Origin of the sequence: Curtobacterium sp. MCLR17_034, from assembly GCF_003234485.1 — a bacterium.
Taxonomy (GTDB): Bacteria; Actinomycetota; Actinomycetes; order Actinomycetales; family Microbacteriaceae; genus Curtobacterium; species Curtobacterium flaccumfaciens.
In genome coordinates this window covers 90,409-112,979 of sequence record NZ_QKTH01000007.1, presented here as the reverse complement: position 1 = coordinate 112,979, position 22,571 = coordinate 90,409, and the positions used below count along the sequence as shown (strand labels likewise).

At 72.7% G+C, this 22,571-nt stretch carries 24 protein-coding genes; 10 read left to right on the top strand and 14 right to left on the bottom strand.

The window, feature by feature from the left end; all coding sequences use genetic code 11:
• Window positions 1-28: 28 nt before the first annotated feature.
• The 4 genes from DEI98_RS09565 to DEI98_RS09550 all read right to left on the bottom strand — a co-directional run bounded on the left by DEI98_RS09565 (window position 29) and on the right by DEI98_RS09550 (window position 4,429).
• A complete protein-coding gene (locus DEI98_RS09565; protein ID WP_111100612.1) occupies window positions 29-1,579 on the bottom strand; it encodes a GMC family oxidoreductase in 1,551 nt (516 codons plus the stop codon).
• Window positions 1,576-2,955, bottom strand: a complete 1,380-nt coding sequence (locus DEI98_RS09560) for an alpha/beta fold hydrolase (RefSeq protein ID WP_181438000.1) — start codon at window positions 2,953-2,955, stop codon at window positions 1,576-1,578. The genes DEI98_RS09565 and DEI98_RS09560 overlap by 4 nt, the downstream gene beginning before the upstream one ends.
• A gap of 82 nt (window positions 2,956-3,037) precedes the next feature.
• Window positions 3,038-4,045, bottom strand: coding sequence for a hypothetical protein (locus DEI98_RS09555; RefSeq protein ID WP_111100610.1), 1,008 nt, complete (start codon window positions 4,043-4,045; stop codon window positions 3,038-3,040).
• Window positions 4,046-4,177: 132 nt separating this feature from the next.
• Window positions 4,178-4,429 (bottom strand): DUF4287 domain-containing protein, encoded by a 252-nt coding sequence (locus DEI98_RS09550; protein WP_071405261.1) that lies wholly within the window; start codon window positions 4,427-4,429, stop codon window positions 4,178-4,180.
• A gap of 154 nt (window positions 4,430-4,583) precedes the next feature.
• Here DEI98_RS09550 and DEI98_RS09545 point away from each other — a divergent pair, with 154 nt between their 5' ends.
• The 3 genes from DEI98_RS09545 to DEI98_RS09535 are packed head-to-tail and all read left to right on the top strand — an operon-like array spanning window position 4,584 to window position 7,529.
• Entirely contained in the window at window positions 4,584-5,699 is a 1,116-nt protein-coding gene (locus DEI98_RS09545) for an amino acid ABC transporter permease (protein ID WP_110863878.1), read from the top strand.
• Window positions 5,699-6,472 (top strand): amino acid ABC transporter ATP-binding protein, encoded by a 774-nt coding sequence (locus tag DEI98_RS09540; RefSeq protein WP_111100609.1) that lies wholly within the window; start codon window positions 5,699-5,701, stop codon window positions 6,470-6,472. The genes DEI98_RS09545 and DEI98_RS09540 overlap by 1 nt, the downstream gene beginning before the upstream one ends.
• Before the next feature lie 40 nt (window positions 6,473-6,512).
• Window positions 6,513-7,529, top strand: a complete 1,017-nt coding sequence (locus DEI98_RS09535) for a transporter substrate-binding domain-containing protein (protein WP_111100608.1) — start codon at window positions 6,513-6,515, stop codon at window positions 7,527-7,529.
• A 137-nt stretch (window positions 7,530-7,666) separates the two neighbouring features.
• Here the strand turns inward: DEI98_RS09535 and DEI98_RS09530 are convergent, their stop codons facing one another.
• The 3 genes from DEI98_RS09530 to DEI98_RS09520 are packed head-to-tail and all read right to left on the bottom strand — an operon-like array spanning window position 7,667 to window position 11,408.
• On the bottom strand, window positions 7,667-8,809 hold the full coding sequence (locus tag DEI98_RS09530; protein WP_111100607.1) for an LLM class flavin-dependent oxidoreductase: 1,143 nt from the start codon (window positions 8,807-8,809) through the stop codon (window positions 7,667-7,669).
• The gene (locus DEI98_RS09525; RefSeq protein WP_110863882.1) at window positions 8,806-10,191 is read right to left on the bottom strand and encodes an NtaA/DmoA family FMN-dependent monooxygenase; all 1,386 of its coding nucleotides are present in this window, start codon (window positions 10,189-10,191) and stop codon (window positions 8,806-8,808) included. Before DEI98_RS09525 ends, DEI98_RS09530 begins: the two co-directional genes overlap by 4 nt.
• Complete coding sequence (locus DEI98_RS09520; RefSeq protein ID WP_111100606.1) at window positions 10,188-11,408, bottom strand: LLM class flavin-dependent oxidoreductase; 1,221 nt, start codon at window positions 11,406-11,408, stop codon at window positions 10,188-10,190. The genes DEI98_RS09525 and DEI98_RS09520 overlap by 4 nt, the downstream gene beginning before the upstream one ends.
• Window positions 11,409-11,511: 103 nt before the next feature.
• Between DEI98_RS09520 and DEI98_RS09515 the strand changes: the two genes are divergently transcribed.
• Window positions 11,512-12,072, top strand: coding sequence for a histidine phosphatase family protein (locus DEI98_RS09515; RefSeq protein WP_111100605.1), 561 nt, complete (start codon window positions 11,512-11,514; stop codon window positions 12,070-12,072).
• 69 nt (window positions 12,073-12,141) lie between these two features.
• On the opposite strand, the gene DEI98_RS09510 is transcribed toward DEI98_RS09515, so the two are convergent.
• Together DEI98_RS09510 and DEI98_RS09505 are read right to left on the bottom strand one after the other, a co-directional pair.
• Window positions 12,142-13,164, bottom strand: a complete 1,023-nt coding sequence (locus DEI98_RS09510; protein ID WP_111100604.1) for a transporter — start codon at window positions 13,162-13,164, stop codon at window positions 12,142-12,144.
• Between the two features lie 102 nt (window positions 13,165-13,266).
• A complete protein-coding gene (locus tag DEI98_RS09505; RefSeq protein WP_111100603.1) occupies window positions 13,267-14,115 on the bottom strand; it encodes a DUF1684 domain-containing protein in 849 nt (282 codons plus the stop codon).
• A 151-nt stretch (window positions 14,116-14,266) separates the two neighbouring features.
• Here DEI98_RS09505 and DEI98_RS09500 point away from each other — a divergent pair, with 151 nt between their 5' ends.
• Window positions 14,267-15,493 carry a cobalamin-independent methionine synthase II family protein gene (locus DEI98_RS09500; protein WP_111100602.1) on the top strand — a complete coding sequence of 409 codons (1,227 nt, stop codon included), beginning with the start codon at window positions 14,267-14,269 and terminating at the stop codon, window positions 15,491-15,493.
• A gap of 291 nt (window positions 15,494-15,784) precedes the next feature.
• Here the strand turns inward: DEI98_RS09500 and DEI98_RS09495 are convergent, their stop codons facing one another.
• On the bottom strand, window positions 15,785-16,747 hold the full coding sequence (locus DEI98_RS09495) for an SDR family oxidoreductase (protein ID WP_146243485.1): 963 nt from the start codon (window positions 16,745-16,747) through the stop codon (window positions 15,785-15,787).
• A 75-nt stretch (window positions 16,748-16,822) separates the two neighbouring features.
• On the opposite strand from DEI98_RS09495, the gene DEI98_RS18655 reads away from it, so the two are divergent.
• Together DEI98_RS18655 and DEI98_RS09490 are read left to right on the top strand one after the other, a co-directional pair.
• The gene (locus DEI98_RS18655; RefSeq protein WP_071405277.1) at window positions 16,823-17,083 is read left to right on the top strand and encodes a hypothetical protein; all 261 of its coding nucleotides are present in this window, start codon (window positions 16,823-16,825) and stop codon (window positions 17,081-17,083) included.
• A gap of 103 nt (window positions 17,084-17,186) precedes the next feature.
• Window positions 17,187-18,041, top strand: a complete 855-nt coding sequence (locus DEI98_RS09490; protein ID WP_111100600.1) for a family 16 glycosylhydrolase — start codon at window positions 17,187-17,189, stop codon at window positions 18,039-18,041.
• Between the two features lie 26 nt (window positions 18,042-18,067).
• Here DEI98_RS09490 and DEI98_RS09485 read toward each other — a convergent pair whose 3' ends face one another.
• Window positions 18,068-18,268: a hypothetical protein gene (locus DEI98_RS09485; RefSeq protein ID WP_111110269.1), complete on the bottom strand. Its 201-nt coding sequence runs from the start codon at window positions 18,266-18,268 to the stop codon at window positions 18,068-18,070.
• A 38-nt stretch (window positions 18,269-18,306) separates the two neighbouring features.
• A complete protein-coding gene (locus tag DEI98_RS09480) occupies window positions 18,307-18,645 on the bottom strand; it encodes a DUF3140 domain-containing protein (RefSeq protein ID WP_071244508.1) in 339 nt (112 codons plus the stop codon).
• A 123-nt stretch (window positions 18,646-18,768) separates the two neighbouring features.
• On the opposite strand from DEI98_RS09480, the gene DEI98_RS09475 reads away from it, so the two are divergent.
• The 3 genes from DEI98_RS09475 (at window position 18,769) to DEI98_RS09470 (ending at window position 21,284) form a co-directional block, all read left to right on the top strand.
• Window positions 18,769-19,989 carry an alcohol dehydrogenase catalytic domain-containing protein gene (locus DEI98_RS09475; protein WP_071405280.1) on the top strand — a complete coding sequence of 407 codons (1,221 nt, stop codon included), beginning with the start codon at window positions 18,769-18,771 and terminating at the stop codon, window positions 19,987-19,989.
• 125 nt (window positions 19,990-20,114) lie between these two features.
• Entirely contained in the window at window positions 20,115-20,261 is a 147-nt protein-coding gene (locus tag DEI98_RS18650) for a hypothetical protein (protein ID WP_164941096.1), read from the top strand.
• Between the two features lie 75 nt (window positions 20,262-20,336).
• On the top strand, window positions 20,337-21,284 hold the full coding sequence (locus DEI98_RS09470; RefSeq protein ID WP_111100599.1) for an isoprenylcysteine carboxylmethyltransferase family protein: 948 nt from the start codon (window positions 20,337-20,339) through the stop codon (window positions 21,282-21,284).
• On the opposite strand, the gene DEI98_RS09465 is transcribed toward DEI98_RS09470, so the two are convergent.
• Entirely contained in the window at window positions 21,265-21,681 is a 417-nt protein-coding gene (locus DEI98_RS09465; protein WP_111100598.1) for a VOC family protein, read from the bottom strand. The two genes, DEI98_RS09470 and DEI98_RS09465, sit on opposite strands and share 20 nt — an antisense overlap.
• A gap of 242 nt (window positions 21,682-21,923) precedes the next feature.
• Complete coding sequence (locus tag DEI98_RS09460) at window positions 21,924-22,538, bottom strand: DapH/DapD/GlmU-related protein (protein ID WP_111054623.1); 615 nt, start codon at window positions 22,536-22,538, stop codon at window positions 21,924-21,926.
• Window positions 22,539-22,571 lie beyond the last annotated feature (33 nt).

The following is a 22,571-nucleotide window of genomic DNA, read 5'->3' as shown; positions in this document are numbered from 1 at the left end:
GCGCCTGCTCAGCCGTCGGGGCGCTTGCTCAGGCGGCCTGCAGCATGCGGTCGGCGGTGCGGAGCGAGAGCGCCATGATCGTCAGCGCCGGGTTCGCGATGACCGCGCTCGGGAACACCGAGTTGTCGGCGATCCACAGGTTCGGGACGTCCCACGAGCGGCCGTCCTGGTCGACGACGGAGGTCTCGCGGTCCGTGCCCATCCGCGCGGTGCCGATGGTGTGCGCCGTGCGTTCGAGCACCCGGACGTCCTGGCCGCCAGCGGCCTCGACGATGGTCATCATCGTGCGGACCGCGTGGCGGCGGATCGCTTCCTCGTTCGACCCCGGGGTGAAGGACACCCGAGCACGCGGGACACCGTGCTCGTCGAGTTCGTCGCTCAGCTCGAGGCGGTTGTCGTCGTACGGCAGGCACTCGGCGTTGATGCCGACGCCGGCCGAGAACGGGTAGTCCTGCAGCGCCCGGACGAGCTCGGCACCGCGGAGTCCGCCGCCCCGGACCAGCGAGGTCGCGAAGGTCTGCGGCTGCACGCCCAGGCTCTGGATGAGGTAGCCGCCGGCGAAGTCGGCGTCCGCCGGTCGGACGAAGTCCTCGGTGATGATCGACGACGGGTACCCGCGGTACGAGCGCATCGACTCGTCGAACCGCGCCCACACCTGGGTGGCTCCGTGCGCGGTGAAGTTCCGGCCGACCTGCCCGCTGCCGTTCGCGACACCCGTGTGCAGCAGCAGTCGCGGCGTCTCGACACCACCCGCGGCGAGGACGAGGGTCCGGCAGCGCTGGCGGTGCTCGCGCCCTTCGGCGGTGTACAGGACCGCCTCGACCCGTCCCGCCGCGTCGAGCTCGATGCCGTGCACGAAGGACTCCGGACGGATCTCGGCACCGAACGCCACCGCGGCGGGCAGGTAGGTCGTGTCCATCGACACCTTCGAGCCGTTGCGGCAGCCCTGGTGGCACGAGCCGCAGGACACGCAGGCCTGGCGCAGCCCGTGGTGCTCCTGGTGCCGGTCCTCGGTCGTCAGGCCGACCGGGGCGTCGGTCGCGGTGATCCCGGCGGCCGCGGTGCCGCGCATCATCATGTCCGACGAGGCGTTCCGGGCCGGCGGGCGCATCCGGTAGCGGCGGGACGGGTCCCACGGGTAGTGCTCGGGGCCGGCGACGCCGACGTCGTGCTCGACCTGCTCGATCCAGCCGGTGAGTTCGGCGTGGCTGATGGGCCAGTCCTGCCCCGCGCCGCTCTCGGTCCGCAGGCGCAGGTCGTGCTCGCTCGGCCGCGGGGTGAACGCACCCCAGTGCAGCGTGGAGCCACCGACGCCCGTGCCGCTGTTGTTGGGGCCGAAGGCCGTCGGGGCTCCGCCGCCGCTCAGCCGCTCGTCCATCCAGTTGATGTCACCGGGGGCGGCGACCTCGTCCGGCACGTGGTCGCCGGGCTCGGTGTTGCGGCCGGCCTCGAGCGCGACGACCGTCAGGCCACGGCGGGCCAGCGATGCGAGGAGCGGTGCTCCCCCGGCCCCGGTGCCGACCACCACCACGTCGACGACGTCGTCCGTGCCGTACGTGCGTTGTCCGTCGAGTCTCATCGTGCAGCTCCGGTCGTCGGTGCGGTGTCGATCGTCGTGGCGGTGCCGGCGGGGGCCTCGGGTTCCCAGGCCTCGCGCTCGCCCGCCGCGAGCAGCTGGAAGCCCTGCTTGCGGACGCCGTCGCCGCCGTTCGCGTAGCCGTCGAAGTCGATGGCGGCCATGGTGGCGGGGTGTGCGAGCCAGTGCTTCACGAGGTCGACGCTGGCGTCCTCGAACCACGCGCGCAGCTGCTCGGCGTCGAGGTCGCCGTCGGCGCGGTACCGCCCGACAGCCACGGACTCGAGGGCCTGGTCGAGCACGCCGTCGCGGGCTGGTGCAGCGAGCACGTCGAGCGCGGCACGGTAGGCCTCGGCGTCCACCGGCAGGCCGTCCGGCCGCCAGCCGTCGCCGAGCCCCGCGGCCAGCTGCGCGTCGACCCGCAGCGCCAGGTCGACCTGGTCGCTGCCGGGCTGCGGGACGACGATCCGTGCGACGGCGCGCAGGGTGTCCAACTGCGTCGGCGTCAGCGCGTGGGGTGCGGCCGCCGGGTCGTCGGGCAGCGCGCGCTCGGCGAGCAGGCCGCGGGTCCGGGCGCTGACCCGCGGCGAGGCGATCACGCGGGCGTGCTCCACGGGGACGACCGGCGACCCCGTGACCCGGCGCTGCCAGAAGTCGCGGATGCGCTCGGCCACGGCCTCGGGCTGTTCCCACGGCAGCAGGTGGGCGGCGCCGTCGACGACGTGGAGCTCGCTGTTCGGCCAGTGCGGCAGGGTCAGGCGACGCTGGGCGTCGGCATCGAGGTCGCCGTCCTCGGCACCGGCGAGCACCAGGGCGGGCACGGGGTTCGGTGCGCCGTCCGACCAGTCCTCGCGGCTGCCGCGGGAGAGCCAGTCCGTCCAGGCGGCGGGGTCGGTCCGCTCGACGTCCTGCACCGCCGCGCTGTGGCGCGCGGGCGCCAGGGGTGCGGCGGTGTTGGCGGCGACGAACTCCTCGGCGTCCTCGGTGCCGATCGGGCCACCGGCAGCCCACGAGAGCATCGTCCAGCGGCGGTCGTCGTCCATCGGCTCGGGAGCGAGCGGGGACGCGGCGAGGAGCACCACGGCTCGCAGCCCGAACAGGCCGTTCGCGCCGGAGATCGTGCGGTCGGCCACCACCGTGGCGACCTTGCCGCCCATCGAGTGCCCGAGGAGCATCCACTCCGTCGAGCCGCTCGCCCCGATCGCGCGTTCCACCAGGACGGCCATCTCCTCGACGGTGGTGCCGGACGACGCCGGGCTGCGGCCGAAGCCGGGCAGGTCGATGCCGATCAGGTCGAGGTCGCCGAGGAGTTCGGCGCGCAGCAGCGCGAACTCCTCGGAACTCGCTCCGAGGGCGTGGAGACAGAAGACGGTGGTCACCATGTATACCTACCCGTCGCTCGCGACCGCTCCCAGCCGGGCCGTACCCCGCCGGGTCGTGCGTGTACCCCGATCGACGGCGTCACCGGGCGTACGCGTCGACGAACAGCGCGCCCCGGAGCTCGCGCAGGGTGTCCGCCAACCGGTCGACGGTCCGGCCGGAGATCCCCGAGACCTGGAGGTCGTACGGGCCGAGCGCGGGGAGCCGCCCGGTGCGGATGCGGACGACCTCCCACCCCACGGCGCGGACGGCGCGGTCCTTCTTCCGGTCGGTCTCCTGCCGCGGGCCGACGTGCTCGAGGCCGTGACGACCGGTGGAGTCGTACTCGATGGCGACGCGGAGCTCGGGCAGGATGATGTCCGGCCAGGCCTCGACGTGGTCGAAGAACGGGCGGTCGAGTCGGATGGCGGAGTGGTCGTAGGTGAACGCGAACCGCTCGGACAGCATGCCCCGGAGTTCGGCCTCGACCGCCGACGCCGTCGCCGGGGCGCAGACGCTCGTGAACGACTCACCCGACGGCAGCCGCGGGGTCTTCGGGCAGATCGTGCGGGGAACGGACTGAGCAGTCCGCCGTGGTGCACCACGGGCCGCCCCTGCCGAGCCGGCCGCGCTGGCGGACCCGGCGACGGGCCGACGGGACCGGGATCGGCTCGACGCGACGGCTCCGGCCGGGACCCCGCGCACCGGAGCGGCGGGCAGGGTCTGTCGTCCGGCACTCCGGACGACCCGCTGCGGCACGGGCACGGCCTGCGGCCAGTCCGACGGCAGCACCGGCCACCGCTGCGGCTGGGCCTGCACCGCGCACTCGGGGCACCAGACGGATCGCCGACGTTCACGGCCCGGGCGGGACCGCTGTTCTGACGGGGTCGCGACGAAGACGTGCCCGACGTCGCACTCCCAGGTGAGCAGGACCTCGGCCGCCGGGGGGACCTGGGTCAGGACGACGCCGTGGTTCCAGTCGGGGTGGTACTGCCGGATGAGCACCGGGTACGGAGCCCAGTCGGCGCGGAACTGTCCGACGGCGTACGGCACCGCTTCGCCGCGCGACCACTGTCGGCGGCGCCACCACGCATCGACGGGTTCGGCCACGCCCCCACGCTAGGAACGACCACCGACACCCGCCGCACCACGCGGCCAGCAGCGCGACCGACGCCACCGACACCCGCCGCACCACGCACTGCGACCGACACCCGCCGCACCACAAGCGAGCGACGCGACCGCTCAGGAGGCCAGCGCGTGCTTCACGTAGGCGACCAGGGCGTTCGCGTGCCCGTGCCCGAGGCCGTGCTCGGCCTTGAGCCACCCGACGACCTCCATGTGCTGGTGGTCGTCGAGCCGGTCGGCGACCAGGTCGAGCCACTCCTGCACCGGGCGCCCGTACGTCGCCTCGATGCTCGGGAAGTACGACGCCGGACCCTTCACCTTGGTGCCGTCCGCCGGGGGCACCGGGGCGGTCACACGATGCGCTGTCATGGCGCAACGGTAGCGCTCCGTCGGCCGTCACGGAACGTCACGCAGGACACCGTTCTGTGACGCCGCGTTGCGCCGGATGGCCGGGTGTTGCGCCGCGTGGCGGGGTGTTGCGCGAGGCGTTGTCGGCGCCGCCCGGGCCTCCTACGGTCGCGACATGACCGACACCACCAGGGCCCCGCAGTGGGAGGCGACCAGCGTCGACGACGCGGGCCGGACGACCGGGGCGAGCCGCGCCTCCAGGCCGGAGACCGCGACCATCGACGCTGCCGGACACGCCGCACTCGACCGTTCCGTCGTGCCGTTGCGGCACCCGCTGCGGTGGATCGCCGCGGCCCTCGTGCTCGTCGTGCTGCTGAACTTCGGCGAGACGCTGTTCACGAACGAGCAGTGGGGCTGGCCGGCCGTCGGCAAGTGGCTGTTCAGTCCGGCGGTCCTGACCGGCCTGCAGCTGACGCTCACCGCCACCGCGCTGAGCGCCGTGATCAGCTTCGCCGGCGGGATCCTGGTGGCCATCGCCCGGCTGTCGCACAACCCGGTGCTGTCCGGGCTGGCGTGGGGGTACGTGTGGCTGTTCCGGTCGGTGCCGCTCATCCTGGTGCTCGTCTTCCTGTACAACCTCGGGTCGCTGTACCCGACCATCGGCATCGGGATCCCCTTCGGGCCGCAGCTCGAGGTGCCGACCGCGAACCTGCTCGGGGACCTGGCGATCGGGGTCATCGGGCTGAGCCTCAGTGAGATCGCCTACGCGTCCGAGATCGTCCGCGCCGGGGTGCTCGCCGTCGACCACGGCCAGCACGAGGCCGCGCAGGCGCTCGGGCTCCCCCGTCGCCGGCAGTTCTTGCGGGTGATCATGCCGCAGGCGCTGCGGTCGATCGTCCCGGCGTTCGTGAACCAGGTCGTCGGCCTGCTGAAGGCCTCGTCGCTGCTGTTCTACGTGTCGCTGCTCGACCTGTTCGGCGTGGTGCAGAACCTGTCGAGCACGTACCCGGGCGACATCATCCCGCTGCTCGTCGTCGCCACCATCTGGTACCTCGTACTCACCAGCGCGGTCTCGATCGTGCAGTACTACGTCGAGCGGTGGACGGCCCGCGGGTCGGTCCGTGCGCTGCCGCCGACACCGTGGCAGCGGGTGCGGAGCGCGCTGCGGGGCGGCGGGACCGGACGTGGTCCGGGACGGCCTGGAGGCGCGGGTCGCCGCACACAGGCAGCCGCCGCCGAGCGCGCGGTCGCGTCCGGGTCCGCTTCCACCGTCGACGACAGGAGCATCTGATGAGCGCCGCCATCGCGATCCACGGAGCCGTCAAGGCGTTCGGGGACAGCGTCGTCATCGACGGCATCGACCTGTCGCTGCCGTCCGGCAGCGTGACCGTCGTCCTCGGCCCCTCCGGTTCCGGCAAGTCCACGCTGCTCCGGGCGATCAACCACCTCGAACCGCTCGACCGCGGGGTCGTCACCGTCGGCGACGAGCCCATCGGGGTCCGCCTGCGCACCGGCCGCGACGGGGTCCCCCGCTGGAAGGAGCTGCCCGAGCGGCACATCCTGCGGCAGCGTGCCCGGATCGGGTTCGTGTTCCAGCATTTCAACCTTTTCCCGCACCTCACCGCGCTCGAGAACGTCGCCGAGGGGCCGATCGCCGCCGGGGTCCCCGTCGCCACGGCCCGAGCCCGGGCACGGACCCTGCTCGATCGGGTCGGACTCGGCGACCGCGGCGCGGCCCGCCCCCGGCAGTTGTCCGGCGGGCAGCAGCAGCGGGTCGCGATCGCCCGGGCCCTGGCGCTCGAGCCGTCGGTGGTCCTGCTCGACGAGCCGACCTCGGCGCTCGACCCGGAGCTCGTCGGCGAGGTGCTCGGCGTCATCCGGTCCCTCGCCGAGTCCGGCACGACGCTCGTCATCGTCACGCACGAGATCGCCTTCGCCCGCGAGGTCGCCGACCACGTCGTGTTCCTCGACCACGGGCGGGTCGTCGAGCAGGGGCCGCCGGCCCAGGTGCTCGACCACCCGCAGCACACCCGCACGCGCGACTTCCTGTCCCGCGTCCGCTGACCCCCGACCCCCGATCCCCGCACGCACCCCAAGGAGAACCATGTCCACGATCACCCCCGCCCGCTGGCGCAACCGCGCCGGCTTCCTCGTCCTCGCAGCCGGCGTCGTCGTCGCCCTCGCCGGGTGCTCCGCGGGCGCTTCCGCCGACACGAGCGGCGCACCCGACGGCTCCGTCACCATCGGCGCCGCCTCGAACGGTGCGGCGAAGGAGACGACCGTCGAGGTCACCGAGGACACGAAGCTGCACGACGCGCTCCCCGCCGCGGTCCGGAAGTCCGGCAAGCTCACGATCGGCGTGGGGGCCCTGCCCGCCGGGTTCCCGCCGCTCGCCTTCACCGGTGACGACCAGAAGACGATCACCGGTTCGGAGCCCGACCTCGGACGGCTCGTCGCAGCGAAGCTCGGGCTGCGCGCGGACGTGCAGAACGCCACGTGGGACAACCTGTTCGTCGGCATCGACAGCGGCAAGTACGACGCCGGGTTCTCGAACGTCACGGTGACCGAGGAGCGCAAGGAGAAGTACGACTTCGCCTCGTACCGGCAGGACAACCTGGCGTTCCAGGTGCTGGCGTCGAGCTCGCTGCGCTTCGACGGCGACCCGTCCGTGCTCGCCGGGAAGACCCTGTCCGTGAGTTCCGGCACGAACCAGGAGAACATCCTGCTCGAGTGGCAGAAGGAGCTCCGGGCGAAGGGCGAGGACTTCACGATCAAGTACTACCCGGACGGCAACGCGATCAAGCTCGCGCTCGACTCGGGCAAGATCGACGCGTACTTCGGCCCGAACCCGACGATCGCGTACCAGAACACGCAGAGCAAGGGCACCGCGAAGCCGACGAAGACGGCGGGCACGTACTCCGGCGCCGGCTCGTCACTGCAGGGGCTCATCGCCGCGACGACGAAGCAGGGCAGCGGGATCGCGAAGCCCGTCGCGGCGGCGATCAACGAGCTCATCGAGGACGGCACCTACGCGAAGTGGCTCGCGGCCTACAACCTGTCGAACGAGGCCGTGAAGACGTCCGAGGTGAACCCCGAGGGTCTGCCGCTCGACAACAGCTGAGGTGTGCCGTGACACCCCCGTGGCCGTTGGGGTCGCGGGGGTGTCGTGCGTGCGGGGCGCACCCGATGCGTGGGCAACGAACGACGTCCCACCCGTCGAACGACAGGTGGGACGTCGGAACATGCGCACGCAGCGAGCTATCGCGCAGCCAGAGCGGACTCCCCCTCGACGACAGGCGCCGCCCACTCGGCAGCGAGCAACTCGTACGAGCGCACCCGGGCGTCGTGGTCGTGCGCGATCGTCGTGACGAGCAACTCGTCCGCTCCCGTGACCCGCCGGAGCGTCTCGAGCCGTTCCGCGACGTGTGCCGGGTCGCCGACGAACCTCGTCGCGAGCCGGTCCGCCACCGACGCCTCGGCCTCAGCGGGGAGCCGCAGCTCCCGAGCCTGGTCCGGGGTGGGGTACTCGATCGCCCCGACGCCGGAGCGGATCGAGTGCACCCACTGGGCGTACCCGAGCCCGAGCTCGTCCGCCTCGGCCGCGGTCGGCGCCACGAGCACGTCGGCCGACACGATGACGTGCGGCGCGTCGAGCACACCCGGGCGGAACGCGTCGCGGTAGGCCTGCACCGAAGCCAGGACCGTGCCCGGGGACGTGTGGTAGTTCGCGCCGTACGGCAGCCCGAGCGCGCCGGCGATCCGGGCACTCTCGCCGCCGGTGGAGCCGTGGATCCACAGCTCGACGGGTGCGCCGGAGGCCGGGGGCGCCTCGACGACAGCATCGTCCCGCGACCACGTGCCGGCGAACAGCCCGCGGATCAGGTCGAGTTCGCCCTCGAACCGGTCGACGTCCCCGGGCACTCGGCCGAGCAGTTCACCCTGCAGCGCGAACCTGCTGCCCGGCGCGATGCGGAACTCGAACGGCGCGGGGACGAGCAGGCCGTCGACGACCCGGTCGGTCCGCGGGGCGAGCGACGGCGGCTTCGGGGCGCCCGGTGCTGGTGCTCCTGAGCGGCCGAGCCCGAGGTCGATGCGCGGCCCGTACAGCGCGGCGAGCGTGCCGAAGGTCTCGGCGATCTGCAGCCCGCGGGTGTTGCCGACGAGTGTCGCGGCGCTGCCGACGCGGATCGAACTGGTGGCAGCGGCGACCGCACCGATGACGACGGTCGGTGCGCTGCCGGCCACGCCGGGGTTGAGGTGGTGCTCGGCGAGCCAGTAGCGGGCGTACCCGGCACGTTCCGCGGCGACGGCCAGGTCGACCGTGTTCGCCAGGGCCTCGGCGGGGGTCGACCCGCTGCTCACCGGGACGAGGTCGAGGACGGAGAGCGGGACCCGGCTCATGCGAGCACCCGCTGCCGGTCGAGGACCCGTCCGGGCAGGTCGAGCGTCTGGCGGAGCGTCGCACCCTCGTCGTACGACTGGCGGTACACGCCGCGCTCCTGCAGCAGCGGGACGACCCGGTCGACGAACTCGTCGAGCCCGTACGGGTTGGTGTGCGGCACGACGACGAACCCGTCGGTGGCGCGCTCCTGCACGTACCGGTCGATCTCGGCGGCGATGTGTGCGGGCGTGCCGACGAAGCCGCCACGGGTCGAGGCGCGGATGACCAGGTCACGGATCGACAGGTGTTCGGCCGCGGCGAGGTCACGCCACGACTGCACCAGCGCGGGGACGTCGCGGGTGTGACGGACGCGGCCACGGGTGATGTCGGCGCCCTCCAGGTCCGGCTCGATCGAGGGCAACGGCCCGTCGACGTCGTACGACGACAGATCGCGGTTCCACACCTGTTCGAGGAACGCGATCGCCGTCGCCGGGCTGACCTGGGCGCGGCGGATCGCCCGGGAACGTTCCTCGGCCTCGTCCGCCGTGTCGCCGAGCACGAAGGTCGCGCCGGGCAGGATCAGCAGCTCGTCCTTCGACCGTCCGACCCGTTCGAGTCGCTCGGTCACGTCGCGGTAGAACGACTGCGCGTCGTCGAACTCGGTGTGCAGCGAGAAGACCACCTCGGCGTGCCCGGCGGCGAGGTCGCGGCCCTCGTCGGAGTCGCCGGCCTGCACGATCACGGGGTGCCGCTGGGGGCTGCGCGGCACCGGGAACGTGCCGGTCACGTCGAACTGCGGACCGTGGTGGTCGACGTCGTGGATGCGGGAGCGGTCGGCGAAGGCGCCGGCGGCCAGGGTCCCGGCGGCGCCCGACCCGTTCGCCACGATCGCGTCCGACTCCCACGAGTCCCAGAGCTCGCGCGACAGCTCCACGAACTCGGCGGCTCGCGTGTACCGGTCGGCGTGGTCGAGGAATCCCCCACGGCGGAAGTTCGCGCCGTGGAACGCGTCCGAGCTCGTCACGACGTTCCAGCCGGCACGGCCGTCGGTCAGGTGGTCGAGCGTGGCGAGCTGCTTCGCGAGTTCGACGGGCTCGTTGAAGGTCGTCTGCAGCGTGCCGACGAGCCCGATGTGATCGGTGACGCCGGCCAGCGCGGCCAGGATCGCGAGCGTGTTCGGGCGCCCGACGACGTCGAGGTCGTGGATGCGTCCCTTCTGCTCGCGGAGCCGCAGCCCTTCGGCGAGGAACAGGAAGTCGAAGCACCCCCGCTCGGCGTTCCGGGCGAAGTGCTCGAACGACGAGAACGCGATCTGGCTCTCGGCGCGGTCGTCGCTCCAGACGGTGGTGTTGTTGACGCCCGGGAAGTGGGCGGCGAGGTGGACCTGACGCTTGACGCTCATGCTGAGACCCCCGAGGAGACGGAACCGACACCGGTGACGGCAGGACGCGCGTACCGGCTGACCGCCGGCGCGATGCCGAGCCGCGTGCGCAGGTCGGCGGTGGGACGGGACGCCACGTCGGCGCGGAGCCCCGCGGTGACGAGCGCCGGGACGAGCTGCCGCGCGATGGCGGTCGAGTCGATCGGGATGCGCAGCGGACGGAGCCGGACGCCGGCGTACCCGAGGGCCCGCAGGTCCGCGATCCGTGCCACCAGGTCCGGCACCGTCGTCGCGAGGACGGACGTGTCCGACCCGGAGCCGACGGCGTACTGGCCGCCGGCGGCCGCGTCGAGTGCGGCGAGCTCGTCGGCGGCGGCTGCCGGCGACGACCCGATGAGCACCGCGAGGTCCGCGAGGACGGGACGACGGAGGTCGGACCCGGCCGCCTGCTCGGCGTCACGGACGAGTGCCAGCGCACCCCGATCCTCCAGGCCGTCGAAGCCGGGCGTGACCAGCACGACGTCCGCGGCGTCCACCGCGAACGCCGCCGCGTCGGAGCGGTGCGCGAGCGAGAAGACCGGCGGGCGCCCCTGCGGCGACCGCGGCACGATCGACGCGCCGTGCACCGACACGAACGAGCCGGAGAACGCCGCGTCGTGGATGCGGTCGCGGTCGATGAAGCGGCCGGTCGCGACGTCGCGGATGATCGCGTCGTCGTCCCAGCTGTCCCAGAGGCGGGAGACGACCTCGGCGGCCTCGCGGGCCTCGTCGAACAGCGTGGCAGCGTCGTCGCCGCCGGGGCGGCGGCCGAACAGCGCGGCCTCGCGGGTCGTCGGGCTCACCTGGATCCGCCATCCGGCCCGCCCCAGCGAGACGTGGTCGAGGGTCTGGAGGCCCGTGGCGACGTGGAACGGTTCGGTGTGCGTGACCGAGACGGTCGGCACCAGACCGATCGCGCGGGTCGCGGGGGCGACCGCGCTCGCGACCAGGAGGGCGTCGAGGCGGCCGACGACGGTCGACGTGTCGAGGTCGCCGTCGGGGTCGGTGGGGCCGGCGGTGAAGGAGTCCTCGAGGGTGACGGCGTCGACGCCGAGCCGGTCCTGCTCGACGACGACGTCGCGCCAGTGCCGGAGGCTCGTGAGGCGCTGCGCTGCCGGGCCTGCGGCGCGCCAGGCGGCGGGGTGCCAGCCGGCGCCCTGCAGCGCGGTGACGAGGGTGATGCGGTCGGGCACGGTCATGGGGCGACGCTAGGACGGTTCGGCCGGGCGGCGAAGTGGTGTTGCGGAACGTGACCGACGGTGTCGCCGTGTGACGCGCCTCGCACCGTGCGAGGATCGCCGGATGGCCTCGTCGTTCCTGACCCACGCGGAAGTGGTGGTCGACCCCGCGGTCCCGATCGAGTCGTGGGGGCTGTCGCCCGAAGGTCGCGTCCGGGCCGCCGCCGCACACCGGCTCTCATGGACACCGGGCTCCCGGCGGATCGTCTCGAGCACCGAGCGCAAGGCCGTCGAGACCGCCGACCTGCTCGCCAGCGCCGTCGGACTGCCGGTCGAGCACGACCCGCTGCTGGGCGAGATCGACCGGAGCGCGACCGGCTACCTGCCGCCGTCCGAGTTCGAGGCCGTCGTCGACGCGTTCTTCGCTGCACCCGAGCAGTCGGTCCGCGGCTGGGAGCGGGCGATCGACGCCCAGGAGCGAATCGTCGCGGCCGTCCGCCGGCACTGCGCCACCGGCGACGTCACGATCGTGTCGCACGGCGCGGTCGGCGCACTGCTCCTGGCCCACCTGCGCGGCGTCCCGATCACGCGCGCGCTCGACCAGCCCGGCATGGGCAGCGTCTTCCGCCTCGACGCGCCCGCCTGGCGGGCGACCAGCGGCTGGCGACGCGTCCCCGCGACCTGACGGGAGGCGCGGGGCGGGGCCGCCACGGGCCTCCCGTCCGCCGCCTGCGCGACCCGACCGCCCCGCCCGTCAGACCACGCGCGTCGCGCCCGTCACGGGGCCGGGGGCGGCGTCCTCGTCGTCGGCGTCGTGCAGGGTGCGCTCGGCCTGCCCGAGCAGGTGGTGCACGGCGAGGCCGATCGAGCGCGCACCGACGACCGCGACGAGCACGCTCAGCAGCGCCAGCAACGCGGTGGTGGGGATCCAGGCGGACGGCAGCGCGAGTGCCCGGAACCACTCCACCGCGGCGGTGGCGACCGCGGCGGCCGGGAACACGAACGACCAGAACCCGAGCGAGAACGCCAGGCGGACGTACCGCGGCAGCAGGGCCAGCTGCACGAGGACCATCAGGACGCCGAGGCCCGCGATGGCCTGCACGGGCAGGGTCACAGCACCGTCGGTGAGGGCGAACACCGACAGGGTGGCGACCGCCGGCGGCGCGACCAGGATCGCCATCGTCGGCACGAGCGGCCCCGGCAGCGCCGGTCGGAACGCCAGCCGGATGAGCAGCAGGCCGGTCATGACGCCCCAGAAGAACACGCCGACGCCGAGGGCCGGCCAGGACAGCCAGCCGACGCCGACCTCGTGCGTGGCGACCGAGGCGACCAGGGCCGCGGCGACGGTCGGCAGCAGGTAGCCGCCGTGCACGGACTCCAGGGCGAGTCGACCCTCGAACCAGGTGCTCAGCAGCCAGGCGGCGAACCCGGCCGCGGTGGCCACGGCGGCGAGTACGACGACCTGCCCGGCGACGGGGGCGAACCGCGCCAGGTCGACGCCGAGCAGCATCGCGGTCGCGGGCACGAGCGCGGCGATCGGCCCCTGCGCCGGGTGGCGGAGCTGGTCGATCAGCCGTTCGCTGACGCGTGCGCCCCGGACGGCGTGCGCACCGAGCAGCCACACCCACGCTACGGCGGCGATCGCCCAGAACACCTGCGGCACCACGGTGGGCAGGTGCAGCACGGGGGCGGCGTACGACCACGTCTCGGCGAAGCCGGCGAGGCCGAACGGGACGGCGAGGGTGTTGAGCGGGACGCGGGAGGTGGGTCGTGGCATGGCTCCCCCATTCTCGTGGACGGGTCGGCTGCGCCGGTGCGCGGCTGGGGCCGTGCGCGCCCGCGGGCCGTGCGTGCTCGGCGGGGCGTGCGTGCTCCGCGGTCAGGCTGCGGGCAGCTGCTCGCCCGCCTCGATCGCCACGTCGAGCCGGTTCTCGGCGGGCGGCAGCGGGCAGGTCGCGTGCGGGGTGTACGCGCACGGCAGGTTCGTCGCCCGGTTGAAGTCGATGCGGGTGGCACCGTCTGCATCCGGTGCGGCGATGTCGAGACTCCGGTTCGCCGCGTACGTCGTGACCCCGCTCGTGCGGTCGGTGAACAGCACGTGCAGGCCGCCGGCGTGCCCGTTGAACGCCAGGAGCGACCGCGGCCCGTCGAGGTCGAACGCCAGGACGCCGGGGGCCTCGTACACGTGCAGCAGGCCGTCGACGACGCTGCCGACGGTGACCTCACGCGGGGTGTCGAACGGCTCGAAGTGCGCGTCCACGACGAAGCGCTCAGCGGGGGCGTACGCCGGGGTGCCGCGGTACTCGACGCGGGTCGGGTTCGATGGGTGCCGCGGGCGCAGCAGGTCACTGCCGCCGCGCCGGGCGACCTCGATCACCACGGTCTCGTCGCCGTCGCGCCACACCACGTTCGTGCTCGAGCGCTCCGGCAGCGGGCCGAACCGGTGCGTCCCGGTGACCGGCTGTCCGTCGACCTCGATCGTCTCGTCGTCGGCCAGTGCGACCACCGGGCCGTCCTCGTCCGTCGACCAGCTGCCCGGGGCGTCCTCGAACCGTTCCGGCGTCGCGGTGAGCCAACGGATGCTCGTGATCGCGAGGAAGCCGTGTTCGCTCGCCCGGGCCTGCTCGTGGTCGTCTTGCCAAGCGGTCCACGCTTCGGCGAAGGTCGGTGCGGCCGGGGGCGTCGGGTTCGTCGTGGTGGTGTCGCTCGTCGGGGTCGTCGTGCTCATGGGTCGACCGTACGACGCGTGGCCCGGTGGCGCGACGCGGAACGTAACGGGCCGGAACCCTCGTGGCAGAGTGGCACTGCAGCGCACCGCGAAGCCTCGCGCGCGGCCCCCGACTCCCGACAGTCCGCACCCATCGAGAGGAAGGCAGCGCATGCCCTTCGAGAACACCGACCGTATCCAGGCCACCACGGCCGGATCGCTCCCCCGCACCCCCGAGCTCATCGCCGCGAACGCCGCACGGCCCGTGGCGGCCGACGGTTTCACGCTCGAGACCACCGACGAGGTCCGAGCCCTGACGAGCGCGGCCGTCGACGACGTCGTCGCACGGCAGAGCGCGCTCGGCATCACGCAGCCCGGTGACGGCGAGTTCGGCAAGGCGATGTCGAACAGCGTCGACTACGGCGCCTGGTGGGGCTACTCGTTCCAGCGCGTCAGCGGCCTGAGCCTGACCGACGAGAACATCTTCTCGCAGCAGCCGGTCCGCTCGAGCCCGGGGAACATCCGGCTCACGAGCTTCCCGGACCGCCGCGACTGGACGATCTTCCACGACGCCTACACCGACCCCGAGTCGGGCATCGGCACGGGCAAGAACGCCACCGCGTTCCCGACGACCACCGGCCCGATCACGTACACCGGCCACGAGGCCGCGGCCACCGACGCCGCGAACCTCAAGCACGCGGTCGAGGCCGCCGGCGCGGACAACGGCTTCATCACGGCGCTCTCCCCCGGCTCCGCCGCCCGCATCGCGAACGAGTACTACGCGACGGAGGAAGAACACATCTGGGCGTGGGCCGACGCCCTGCGCGAGGAGTACACGACGATCCTCGACGCCGGCCTCGTGCTGCAGATCGACGACCCCTCGATCGCCGAGAACTGGGACCAGATCAACCCCGAGCCGAGCATCGAGGACTACCGCGCCTTCACCCGCATCCGTGTCGAGGCGCTCAACCATGCGCTGCGGGGCCTCGACACCAGCCGCGTGCGCTTCCACCTGTGCTGGGGTTCCTGGCACGGCCCGCACACCACCGACATCGAGCTCCGCCACATCGTCGACCTGATGCTCGACATCGACGCCGGCGCGTACTCGTTCGAGGCTGCGAACGCCCGTCACGAGCACGAGTGGACCGTCTGGCAGGACGTCGCCCTGCCCGAGGGCAAGGTCATCGTCCCGGGCGTCGTCGGCCACGCCACGAACGTCGTCGAGCACCCCGATCTCGTCGCGCAGCGCATCGAGCGGTTCGCCTCGGTGGTCGGGCGTGAGTGCGTCATCGCCGGCACCGACTGCGGCCTCGGCGGCCGCGTGCACCCGCAGATCGCCGCGGCGAAGCTCGAGTCCCTCGGCGAGGGTGCCCGGCGCGCGAGCGCGAAGCTCTTCTAGCCGCCCGTTCCTTCCCAGAACAGCTGCGATACCGGGCGAGATCGGGCGTACCTGCCAAGAAGAACACGGCAGGTACGCCCGGTTCCGCTAGGTACGCCCGGTTCGGGCAGGTACGCCCGTTTCCGCCAGGCACGCCCGGATCGGGCAGGTACGCCCGTTTCCGCCAGGTACGCCCGGTTCGGGCAGGTACGCCCGGTTCGGGCAGGTACGCCCGGATTCGGACGCGCGCACGGACGGACGGGAGGCCCGGTGCCAGCTGGCACCGGGCCTCCAGGCCGTCAGCGGATGCGTCTACCGACGCGAGCGGCCGAGCACGACCGCCGCGCCCGCAGCCGCGACGCCGAGCCAGACGAGGGGGCGCGTGACGCGCCGTCGCTTCGCGACCCAGCCGCCGTTCGTCGCGTTCGCGGCGTCGGCGGGGGCGTAGAGGTTGCCGTCGGTCGGCGCGCCCTCGCCACGGAGCGCGAACGTCTCCACCATCGGCTTCGTGATCTTGTGGAACAGGCCCGGGAACACGTACTGCAACGGGACGAGCGATGCCTGGATCCGTCCGACGAAGCGGTAGCGCTTGGGGTGCGTGGCGGCCTGCACGACGGCACGGCCGGCTCGCTCGACCGAGACGGTGGGCGGCAGCGGGTGCGAGGTCTTGCCGGTGTAGTTGGCACCGTTCTGGTAGATCGGGGTGTCGATCGTGGACGGCAGCAGCGCGGTGAACTTGATGCCGGTGCCCGCGAACTCGTCACCGAGCACGTCGACCAGGCCGAGCGCAGCGTGCTTGCTCGTCACGTACGCCGACTGGTACGGCGCCGAGAGCAGCGACTGGATCGAGCCGACGAGCACGTAGGTGCCCTTCCCGCGCTGCTTCCAGTGCGGCAGCAGGTGCGTGATGGCGTTGAGGTGCCCGTACAGGTTCGTGTCGACGACGCGCTTGAACGCCTCGGTGGGCGTCTGCTCGAACAGGCCGTAGACGAACAGGGCCGCGTTGCCGACGAAGACGTCGATGCGACCGAAGCGGGTCGTCACCGTGCCGATGAGGTCCTTGACCTGGTGCTCGTCGGCGACGTCGGTCGGGATCGCGATCGCCTCGGCGCCGAGCTTCCGGCACTCGGCTGCTGCGGCCTCGAGCGAGTCGTGCCCGCGTGCGGCGAGCGCGAGTGTGGCGCCCTGCCGGGCGAACTCGTGTGCGGCGGCCCTCCCGATGCCGCTCGATGCTCCGGTGATGACGACGATCTTCCCGCGGTACCGATGTCCCATGTGTCCTTGGTACCCGGCCGTGGTCCGTTCCCGCACAGCCGGGTCGTACCCCTGCACGCGGTGCGAAGATGGAGCATGCGCAAGGACGACCTGACCGTCGACGAAGCCGCGGTCATCGCCGAGCACGCCCGCGCCGGTGTCCTCGACGTCGACGACCCCGAGGTGCGGAAGGTCGTCGAGCAGGCGAACCGGGTGCTGGTCCGTGCACAGATGTGGGGCGAGGAGCGGAGCCCGAAGCTGCGGCGTCGCCGACGGCTCATCGCGGTCGGCGCCCTCGTGATGGTGCTCGTCTGGGTCGCGGGGTTGCTCGTGCCGCTGGCGATGCGGTTCGGCTGACGGGTGCGTCCCGCGGACGAAGCGGGATGTGGGCCTGTTCAGGTGCGGCCGGATGGTGCATGATCCGACGACCACACCACCATCGCGCTGCAGGGAGCACGACATGGACCAGCACATCGATCGACGGCGCTTCATGACGCTCGGACTCGCCGGAGCCGCGACGACCGCCCTCGGCGCGACGGCGATCCCGGACGGCTCGGCACAGGCCGTGACCGGAGCTGCGGCGCCGACCGCTGCGCCCGTGCTGCTCGCCGCCGACGAGTTCGACGGCCCGGCCGGCAGCGCGCCGAACCCGGGGATCTGGCGGTACGACCTGGGCCCCGGCGGCTGGGGCAACGCGGAGCTGCAGACCTACACGGACTCGCGGCGGAACGCGGCGCTCGACGGTGCCGGCAACCTCGTGATCACCGCACACCGCGAGGCCGACGGCTCGTACTCGTCGGCTCGGCTGAAGTCCGAGAGCACCTACACCGCGCAGTACGGCCGCATCGAGGCGCGGATCCGCATCCCCCGCGGCCAGGGCATCTGGCCGGCGTTCTGGATGCTCGGCGCGGACATCGGGCAGGTCGGCTGGCCGGCGTGCGGGGAGATCGACGTCATGGAGAACGTCGGGTACGAGCCGGGGATCGTGCACGGCACGGTGCACGGGCCCGGGTACTCCGGCGCGCAGGGCATCTCGGCGGCGTACACGAACCCGTCCGGAGCAGCGTTCGCCGACGACTTCCACGTGTACGGGGTCGACTGGCGCCCCGGCTCGATCACCTGGACGGTCGACGGCGTCGCGTACCGGACGGTCACCCGGGCCGACGTCGGCTCGGCCCCGTGGGTGTTCGACAAGCCGTTCTTCGTGATCCTCAACGTCGCGGTCGGCGGGAACTGGCCGGGTTCGCCCGACGCCTCGACACGGTTCCCGCAGCAGATGACCATCGACTGGCTGCGGGTCCACCAGAACGCCTAGCCGGGGATCGCCGAAGCGGACGAGCGTCAGGGACGGCGGTTCGCCCGGGCGACGAGCCACAGGTACGTGCTGTGCCCGACCAGGGCGAGTCCGAAGAACACCGCGGCGACCGCGTAGACCCGGTCGAGCTTGCCCTGCCCGATCACGAGCATCACGACGCAGAACGCGACGGCGATCGCGAGGACACCGACCTGCACGGTCGACCAGATCCGTCGGAAGCGCGGCATGCCCGTCTCGTTCACACCACCCATTCTGCCCGATGCCGTCAGTGCTTCTCCGGGTCGTGGCCCCAGTTCATGAGCGAGTACCGCCAGGGGGTGTCGTGCACGTCGCCGTCGGGACGCTGCTCCGAGTGCCGGGCGACGTAGCCGACGACCTTCCGCATGTGCGCCAGGTCGTCGTCGGTGCGGTCGGCCTTGTGCTTCTCGAGGATGCGGATGATGTGTCGGCCGCTCTCGTGCCCGGTCGACTCGCCGCCACCCGAGGGCTTCTGCCCGACGGACTTCGACTCGTCGGTGTCGAGCCACTTCCGCAACTCGGTGGCGGTCATGTTTACCGCGTCGTCGAAGTCGGCTCGGGTCTGCTCGTCGTCGTGCTCGCTCATGCCGTCGAGCAAACCCGGCGGTGCTGGACGACTGCGCAGGGCGGATGCGCCTCCGACCGCGCCCAGCCCCTCGCGCGTTTCCTGACCGAGCGAACCCCGCACCCGAACAGAAAGAGGCATCACATGCGCGCAGTCGTGTGGCACGGCATCGGCGACATCCGGCTCGACGAGGTCCCGCAGCCGACGATCCAGGACCCGGAGGACGCGATCGTCCGGATCACCCGCAGTGCGATCTGCGGCACCGACCTGCACTTCGTCCGCGGCACGATGGCACCGATGGTCGAGGGCACGATCCTCGGTCACGAGGCCGTCGGCGTCGTCACCGAGGTCGGGGACGCGGTGCGCGGCTTCAGCCCCGGCGACCGCGTCGTCATCAACTCCACCGTGTCCTGCGGTGCCTGCCGGTACTGCCGGATGGGCAAGACCGCCCAGTGCGACCGCTCGAACAGCAACGGACCGCAGGCGGGCACCGCGTTCTTCGGCGGCCCCGCCTCGACCGGACCGGTCGACGGCATGCAGGCCGAGTACGTCCGCGTCCCGTGGGCCCGCAACACCATGCACCCGCTCCCGGACACCGTCTCCGACGAGCAGGCGATCCTGCTGTCCGACATCTTCCCCACGGGGTGGTTCGGCGCGGAGCTCGCGGGCGTCACGCGCGGTGACGTCGTGGTGGTGTTCGGCGCCGGGATCGTCGGACAGTTCGCGGCGGCCTCGGCGTACAAGCAGGGCGCGGCCCGCGTCATCGTCGTCGACGGCGAGGAGACCCGGCTCGCCGCCGCGCTCGCCCAGCACTGCGAGGTCGTCGACTACAACGCCGAGGACCCCGTCGAGACGATCATGTCGCTGACCGACGGCATCGGCGCGGACTGCGTGATCGACGCGGTCGGCGTGGACGCCGAACGCCCGAAGCGCGGCCCGGCGGCGGTCGACCAGGACCAGGCGGCGGCGTTCGACGCCGAGGTCGCGGCGGTCGCACCCGATGCCGCGCCCGACGGCTTCGGTGCGCAGCAGCAGTGGAAGCCCGGGGACGGCCCCTCGCAGGTGGCTCGCTGGGCGGTGGCGAGCGTGGCGAAGTACGGCCGCATCGGGATTATCGGCGTGTACGGACCGACGGCCGAGCACTACCCGATCGGCGAGGCGATGCTCAAGAACCTCACCGTGCGGATGGGGAACTGCGACCACCACTCCGTCACCCCGCCGCTGATCGACATGGTGGCCGCCGGACAGTTCGACCCGACGGCCCTGATCACCGAGCACGAGCCGATCACCGACGCGATCGCTGCCTACCAGGCGTTCGACCGACGCGAACCCGGCTGGATCAAGGTCGAGCTCGGCACCTCTTGAACCGAACGCGACGCGCCGGAACGCGACGCACCGGAACGCGCTGCACCGGACCAGGACGACACCGGGTGGGAATGGAACGGCCCCGCCCGGTGTCGAACACTCCACCGACCACGAAGGAGCCCACCATGAGCCTCGACCTCCACAAGAGCACCGGCGCCGGAACCGTCACCGACGAGCGCGCCTGCCTGCCGAAGCCCGTCCTGCCCACCCTGCACGACGAGCGCACCCCGTCCTTCGGTCGCTGGCTCGGCCAGATCAACCACACCGACTGACCGACCGTCGGGAGCGAGGGCACGCACGGCCCGCCGACTCCCCGGCCCCTCGCCGCGCACTGCTACCGTGCACCCATGTCCTGGGGCCGGCGGTACTACGCGCTGCAAGCCGTCGGTGGAGCGGCCTGGTGGATCGCCGTCGCGACGCTGCCCTGGATCCGCACGGCCACGCTCGGCTCGCTCGACCCGGTGCTCGTCGCCGTGTTCGACGTCCCGCTGTTCGTCGTCGCCTCGGCGCTCGCCGCCGCCGGTGTCCGGGCCGCCGCGGTGGTCACGACAGTGTGGACCGCCCTGGTGCTCGTCGCCCTGAGCGTCTGGGCCACCGTCACCGGCGAGGCCGGCTGGGGGGTGCTCGTCATGCTGGCCGCCACGATCGGCTCGGCCCTCGCCCTCGCCCTGGTGCTGCTCGGACGGGTCCCGACGGAGTGGGTGACGAGTGGTCCGCTGCGGATCCGGACCGCCGACGCCAGCGCCCCGCGCTCCCGGCACGTCACCGCGACCGTGCTGCAGATCGTCGTCTTCTGGGGCCTGTTCCTCGGGGTGTTCCCCCTGCTCATCGCGTTCGCCGAGCACCGCTGGGGCCTCCACCCGCAGCTGCCGGCACCCTTCGTCACCACCCTCACCGTCGTCGGTGTGGTCGTGCTCCTGCTGGCCAGCGCGCTCGGCATGGCGTCGGCAGCGGCGATGTCGATGAAGGGCGAGGGCACGCCGCTGCCCTCGGCCACCGCGAACCGCCTGGTGGTCGCCGGGCCGTACCGATCGGTGCGGAACCCGATGGCACTGGCCGGCATCACGCAGGGCGTCGCCGTCGGTCTGCTGCTGTCGTCGTGGCTGGTCGTCGTCTACGCGATCGCTGGTTCCGTGGTCTGGAACTGCATCGTCCGCCCGCTCGAGGAATCCGACCTGGAGGAACGGTTCGGCGACGACTTCCGCCGCTACGCCGAGCAGGTGCGGTGCTGGGTGCCGCGGTGGCCGGTGCCGGCACGCGTGGGTTCGGTGCCGCTCAGCTCGTCGCGCCGCTGATGTTGACGAGCCACGACACCCCGTGGCGGTCGGTCAGCATGCCGAAGGTGTCGCCCCACGGCGCTGTGGTGAGTGGTTCGATGATCGTCGCGCCCTGGGCGAGGCCGTTCCACCACCGTGTCAGCAGTTCGTGGTCGTCGCCGCTGAGCGAGAGCGAGATGCTGCTCTCCGCGGGTGTCGGCATGCCGGACGGCGCGTCCGAGGCCATCAGGAGCAGGCTCTGGTCGCCGTCGAGCTGGCCGTGCATCACCTTGTCGGCGTCGGCGGGGTCCTGGCTCATGCCGGCTTCACCGAACGTGCCGATGGTGAGCGTCCCGCCGAAGACCGAGTGGTAGAACTCGAGCGCTTCGCGGGCGCCGCTCCGGAACCCGAGGTAGGGGTTGAGGCGAACGGTCATGACGGTCTCCCTCGTCCTGCGCGGGCGTCGTCGTCCGCGTCGTGATCATCGTGGCAGGTCCCGCGTCCCCGCGGAAGGAGACGCCGTCGTCTTCGTTCGGCGCCGCCAGGTCGTCGAGACGCCTCCACATTCGGCGGCGTCTCGACGACGGCACGGCGTCGCAGCAACACACCGGCGTGTTCGAAGCAGCACCAACGCCGGACGGGAGGCGCGTGGCGGCGCCGCCACGGGCCTCCAGGCCGTCACCCGGCGGGGTCCACCACCGGCGGTCGCGCGGACGGGGCGAGCTCACGGATGCGCTTCGCGGGGACGCCGGCGTAGACGCCGTGCGCCGCCAGGCGGCCGACGACCACGGCGCCGGCGGCGACCACGACGTCGTGCTCGATGTGGGCGCCCGGCAAGATCGTGGCGCGGCCGCCGATCCAGACGTGCTCCTCGACGACCACCGGGCGGCCGGTCGCGACGTCGCTCCACCGGCCCTCGGCGTCGATCTCGTGGTGGCTCGTCATGATGAGCACCTGCATCCCGATCGCGGTGTTCGCACCGATCGTCACGGGAGCCACGGCCTCGACGGTCACGTTGCGGTTGCAGAAGACGCCCCGGCCGATGGTGAGGTGCTTCGGGTCCCCCGTCAGCGAGAACCCGGTGCCCACTCCGGACTCGGCGCGTGCCCCGGCGGCACGGAGCAGCAGCCGCCGGACGATCCGGGGCAGCAGCGGGGATCCGAGCAGTGCCGTGAAGACGAAGTGCTCACGGGCGTAGGAGGCGTCCTCGACGAGCCGGCGGCCGAACGTCGACGGATCGGTCGTCGGCGGGACGGCCGTGGTCGGGACGGGTGGTGCTGCTGAGCCGGCCATGGGGTCTCCAGTCGTCGTGGCTGCGTGTCCGTG

Bases quoted from the DNA above. Each gene is read 5' to 3' on its own strand.
- DEI98_RS09485 (WP_111110269.1), bottom strand. From the start codon at position 18,268: ATGCCGCGCTTCCGACGGATCTGGTCGACCGTGCAGGTCGGTGTCCTC.
- DEI98_RS09480 (WP_071244508.1), bottom strand. From the start codon at position 18,645: ATGAGCGAGCACGACGACGAGCAGACCCGAGCCGACTTCGACGACGCG.
- DEI98_RS09535 (WP_111100608.1), top strand. From the start codon at position 6,513: ATGTCCACGATCACCCCCGCCCGCTGGCGCAACCGCGCCGGCTTCCTC.
- DEI98_RS09495 (WP_146243485.1), bottom strand. From the start codon at position 16,747: ATGGGACATCGGTACCGCGGGAAGATCGTCGTCATCACCGGAGCATCG.
- DEI98_RS09515 (WP_111100605.1), top strand. From the start codon at position 11,512: ATGGCCTCGTCGTTCCTGACCCACGCGGAAGTGGTGGTCGACCCCGCG.
- DEI98_RS09550 (WP_071405261.1), bottom strand. From the start codon at position 4,429: ATGACAGCGCATCGTGTGACCGCCCCGGTGCCCCCGGCGGACGGCACC.
- DEI98_RS09530 (WP_111100607.1), bottom strand. From the start codon at position 8,809: ATGAGCCGGGTCCCGCTCTCCGTCCTCGACCTCGTCCCGGTGAGCAGC.
- DEI98_RS09490 (WP_111100600.1), top strand. From the start codon at position 17,187: ATGGACCAGCACATCGATCGACGGCGCTTCATGACGCTCGGACTCGCC.
- DEI98_RS09500 (WP_111100602.1), top strand. From the start codon at position 14,267: ATGCCCTTCGAGAACACCGACCGTATCCAGGCCACCACGGCCGGATCG.
- DEI98_RS09545 (WP_110863878.1), top strand. From the start codon at position 4,584: ATGACCGACACCACCAGGGCCCCGCAGTGGGAGGCGACCAGCGTCGAC.
- DEI98_RS09475 (WP_071405280.1), top strand. From the start codon at position 18,769: ATGCGCGCAGTCGTGTGGCACGGCATCGGCGACATCCGGCTCGACGAG.
- DEI98_RS09510 (WP_111100604.1), bottom strand. From the start codon at position 13,164: ATGCCACGACCCACCTCCCGCGTCCCGCTCAACACCCTCGCCGTCCCG.
- DEI98_RS09465 (WP_111100598.1), bottom strand. From the start codon at position 21,681: ATGACCGTTCGCCTCAACCCCTACCTCGGGTTCCGGAGCGGCGCCCGC.
- DEI98_RS09505 (WP_111100603.1), bottom strand. From the start codon at position 14,115: ATGAGCACGACGACCCCGACGAGCGACACCACCACGACGAACCCGACG.
- DEI98_RS18650 (WP_164941096.1), top strand. From the start codon at position 20,115: ATGAGCCTCGACCTCCACAAGAGCACCGGCGCCGGAACCGTCACCGAC.
- DEI98_RS09460 (WP_111054623.1), bottom strand. From the start codon at position 22,538: ATGGCCGGCTCAGCAGCACCACCCGTCCCGACCACGGCCGTCCCGCCG.
- DEI98_RS09540 (WP_111100609.1), top strand. From the start codon at position 5,699: ATGAGCGCCGCCATCGCGATCCACGGAGCCGTCAAGGCGTTCGGGGAC.
- DEI98_RS09525 (WP_110863882.1), bottom strand. From the start codon at position 10,191: ATGAGCGTCAAGCGTCAGGTCCACCTCGCCGCCCACTTCCCGGGCGTC.
- DEI98_RS09470 (WP_111100599.1), top strand. From the start codon at position 20,337: ATGTCCTGGGGCCGGCGGTACTACGCGCTGCAAGCCGTCGGTGGAGCG.
- DEI98_RS18655 (WP_071405277.1), top strand. From the start codon at position 16,823: ATGCGCAAGGACGACCTGACCGTCGACGAAGCCGCGGTCATCGCCGAG.
- DEI98_RS09520 (WP_111100606.1), bottom strand. From the start codon at position 11,408: ATGACCGTGCCCGACCGCATCACCCTCGTCACCGCGCTGCAGGGCGCC.
- DEI98_RS09565 (WP_111100612.1), bottom strand. From the start codon at position 1,579: ATGAGACTCGACGGACAACGCACGTACGGCACGGACGACGTCGTCGAC.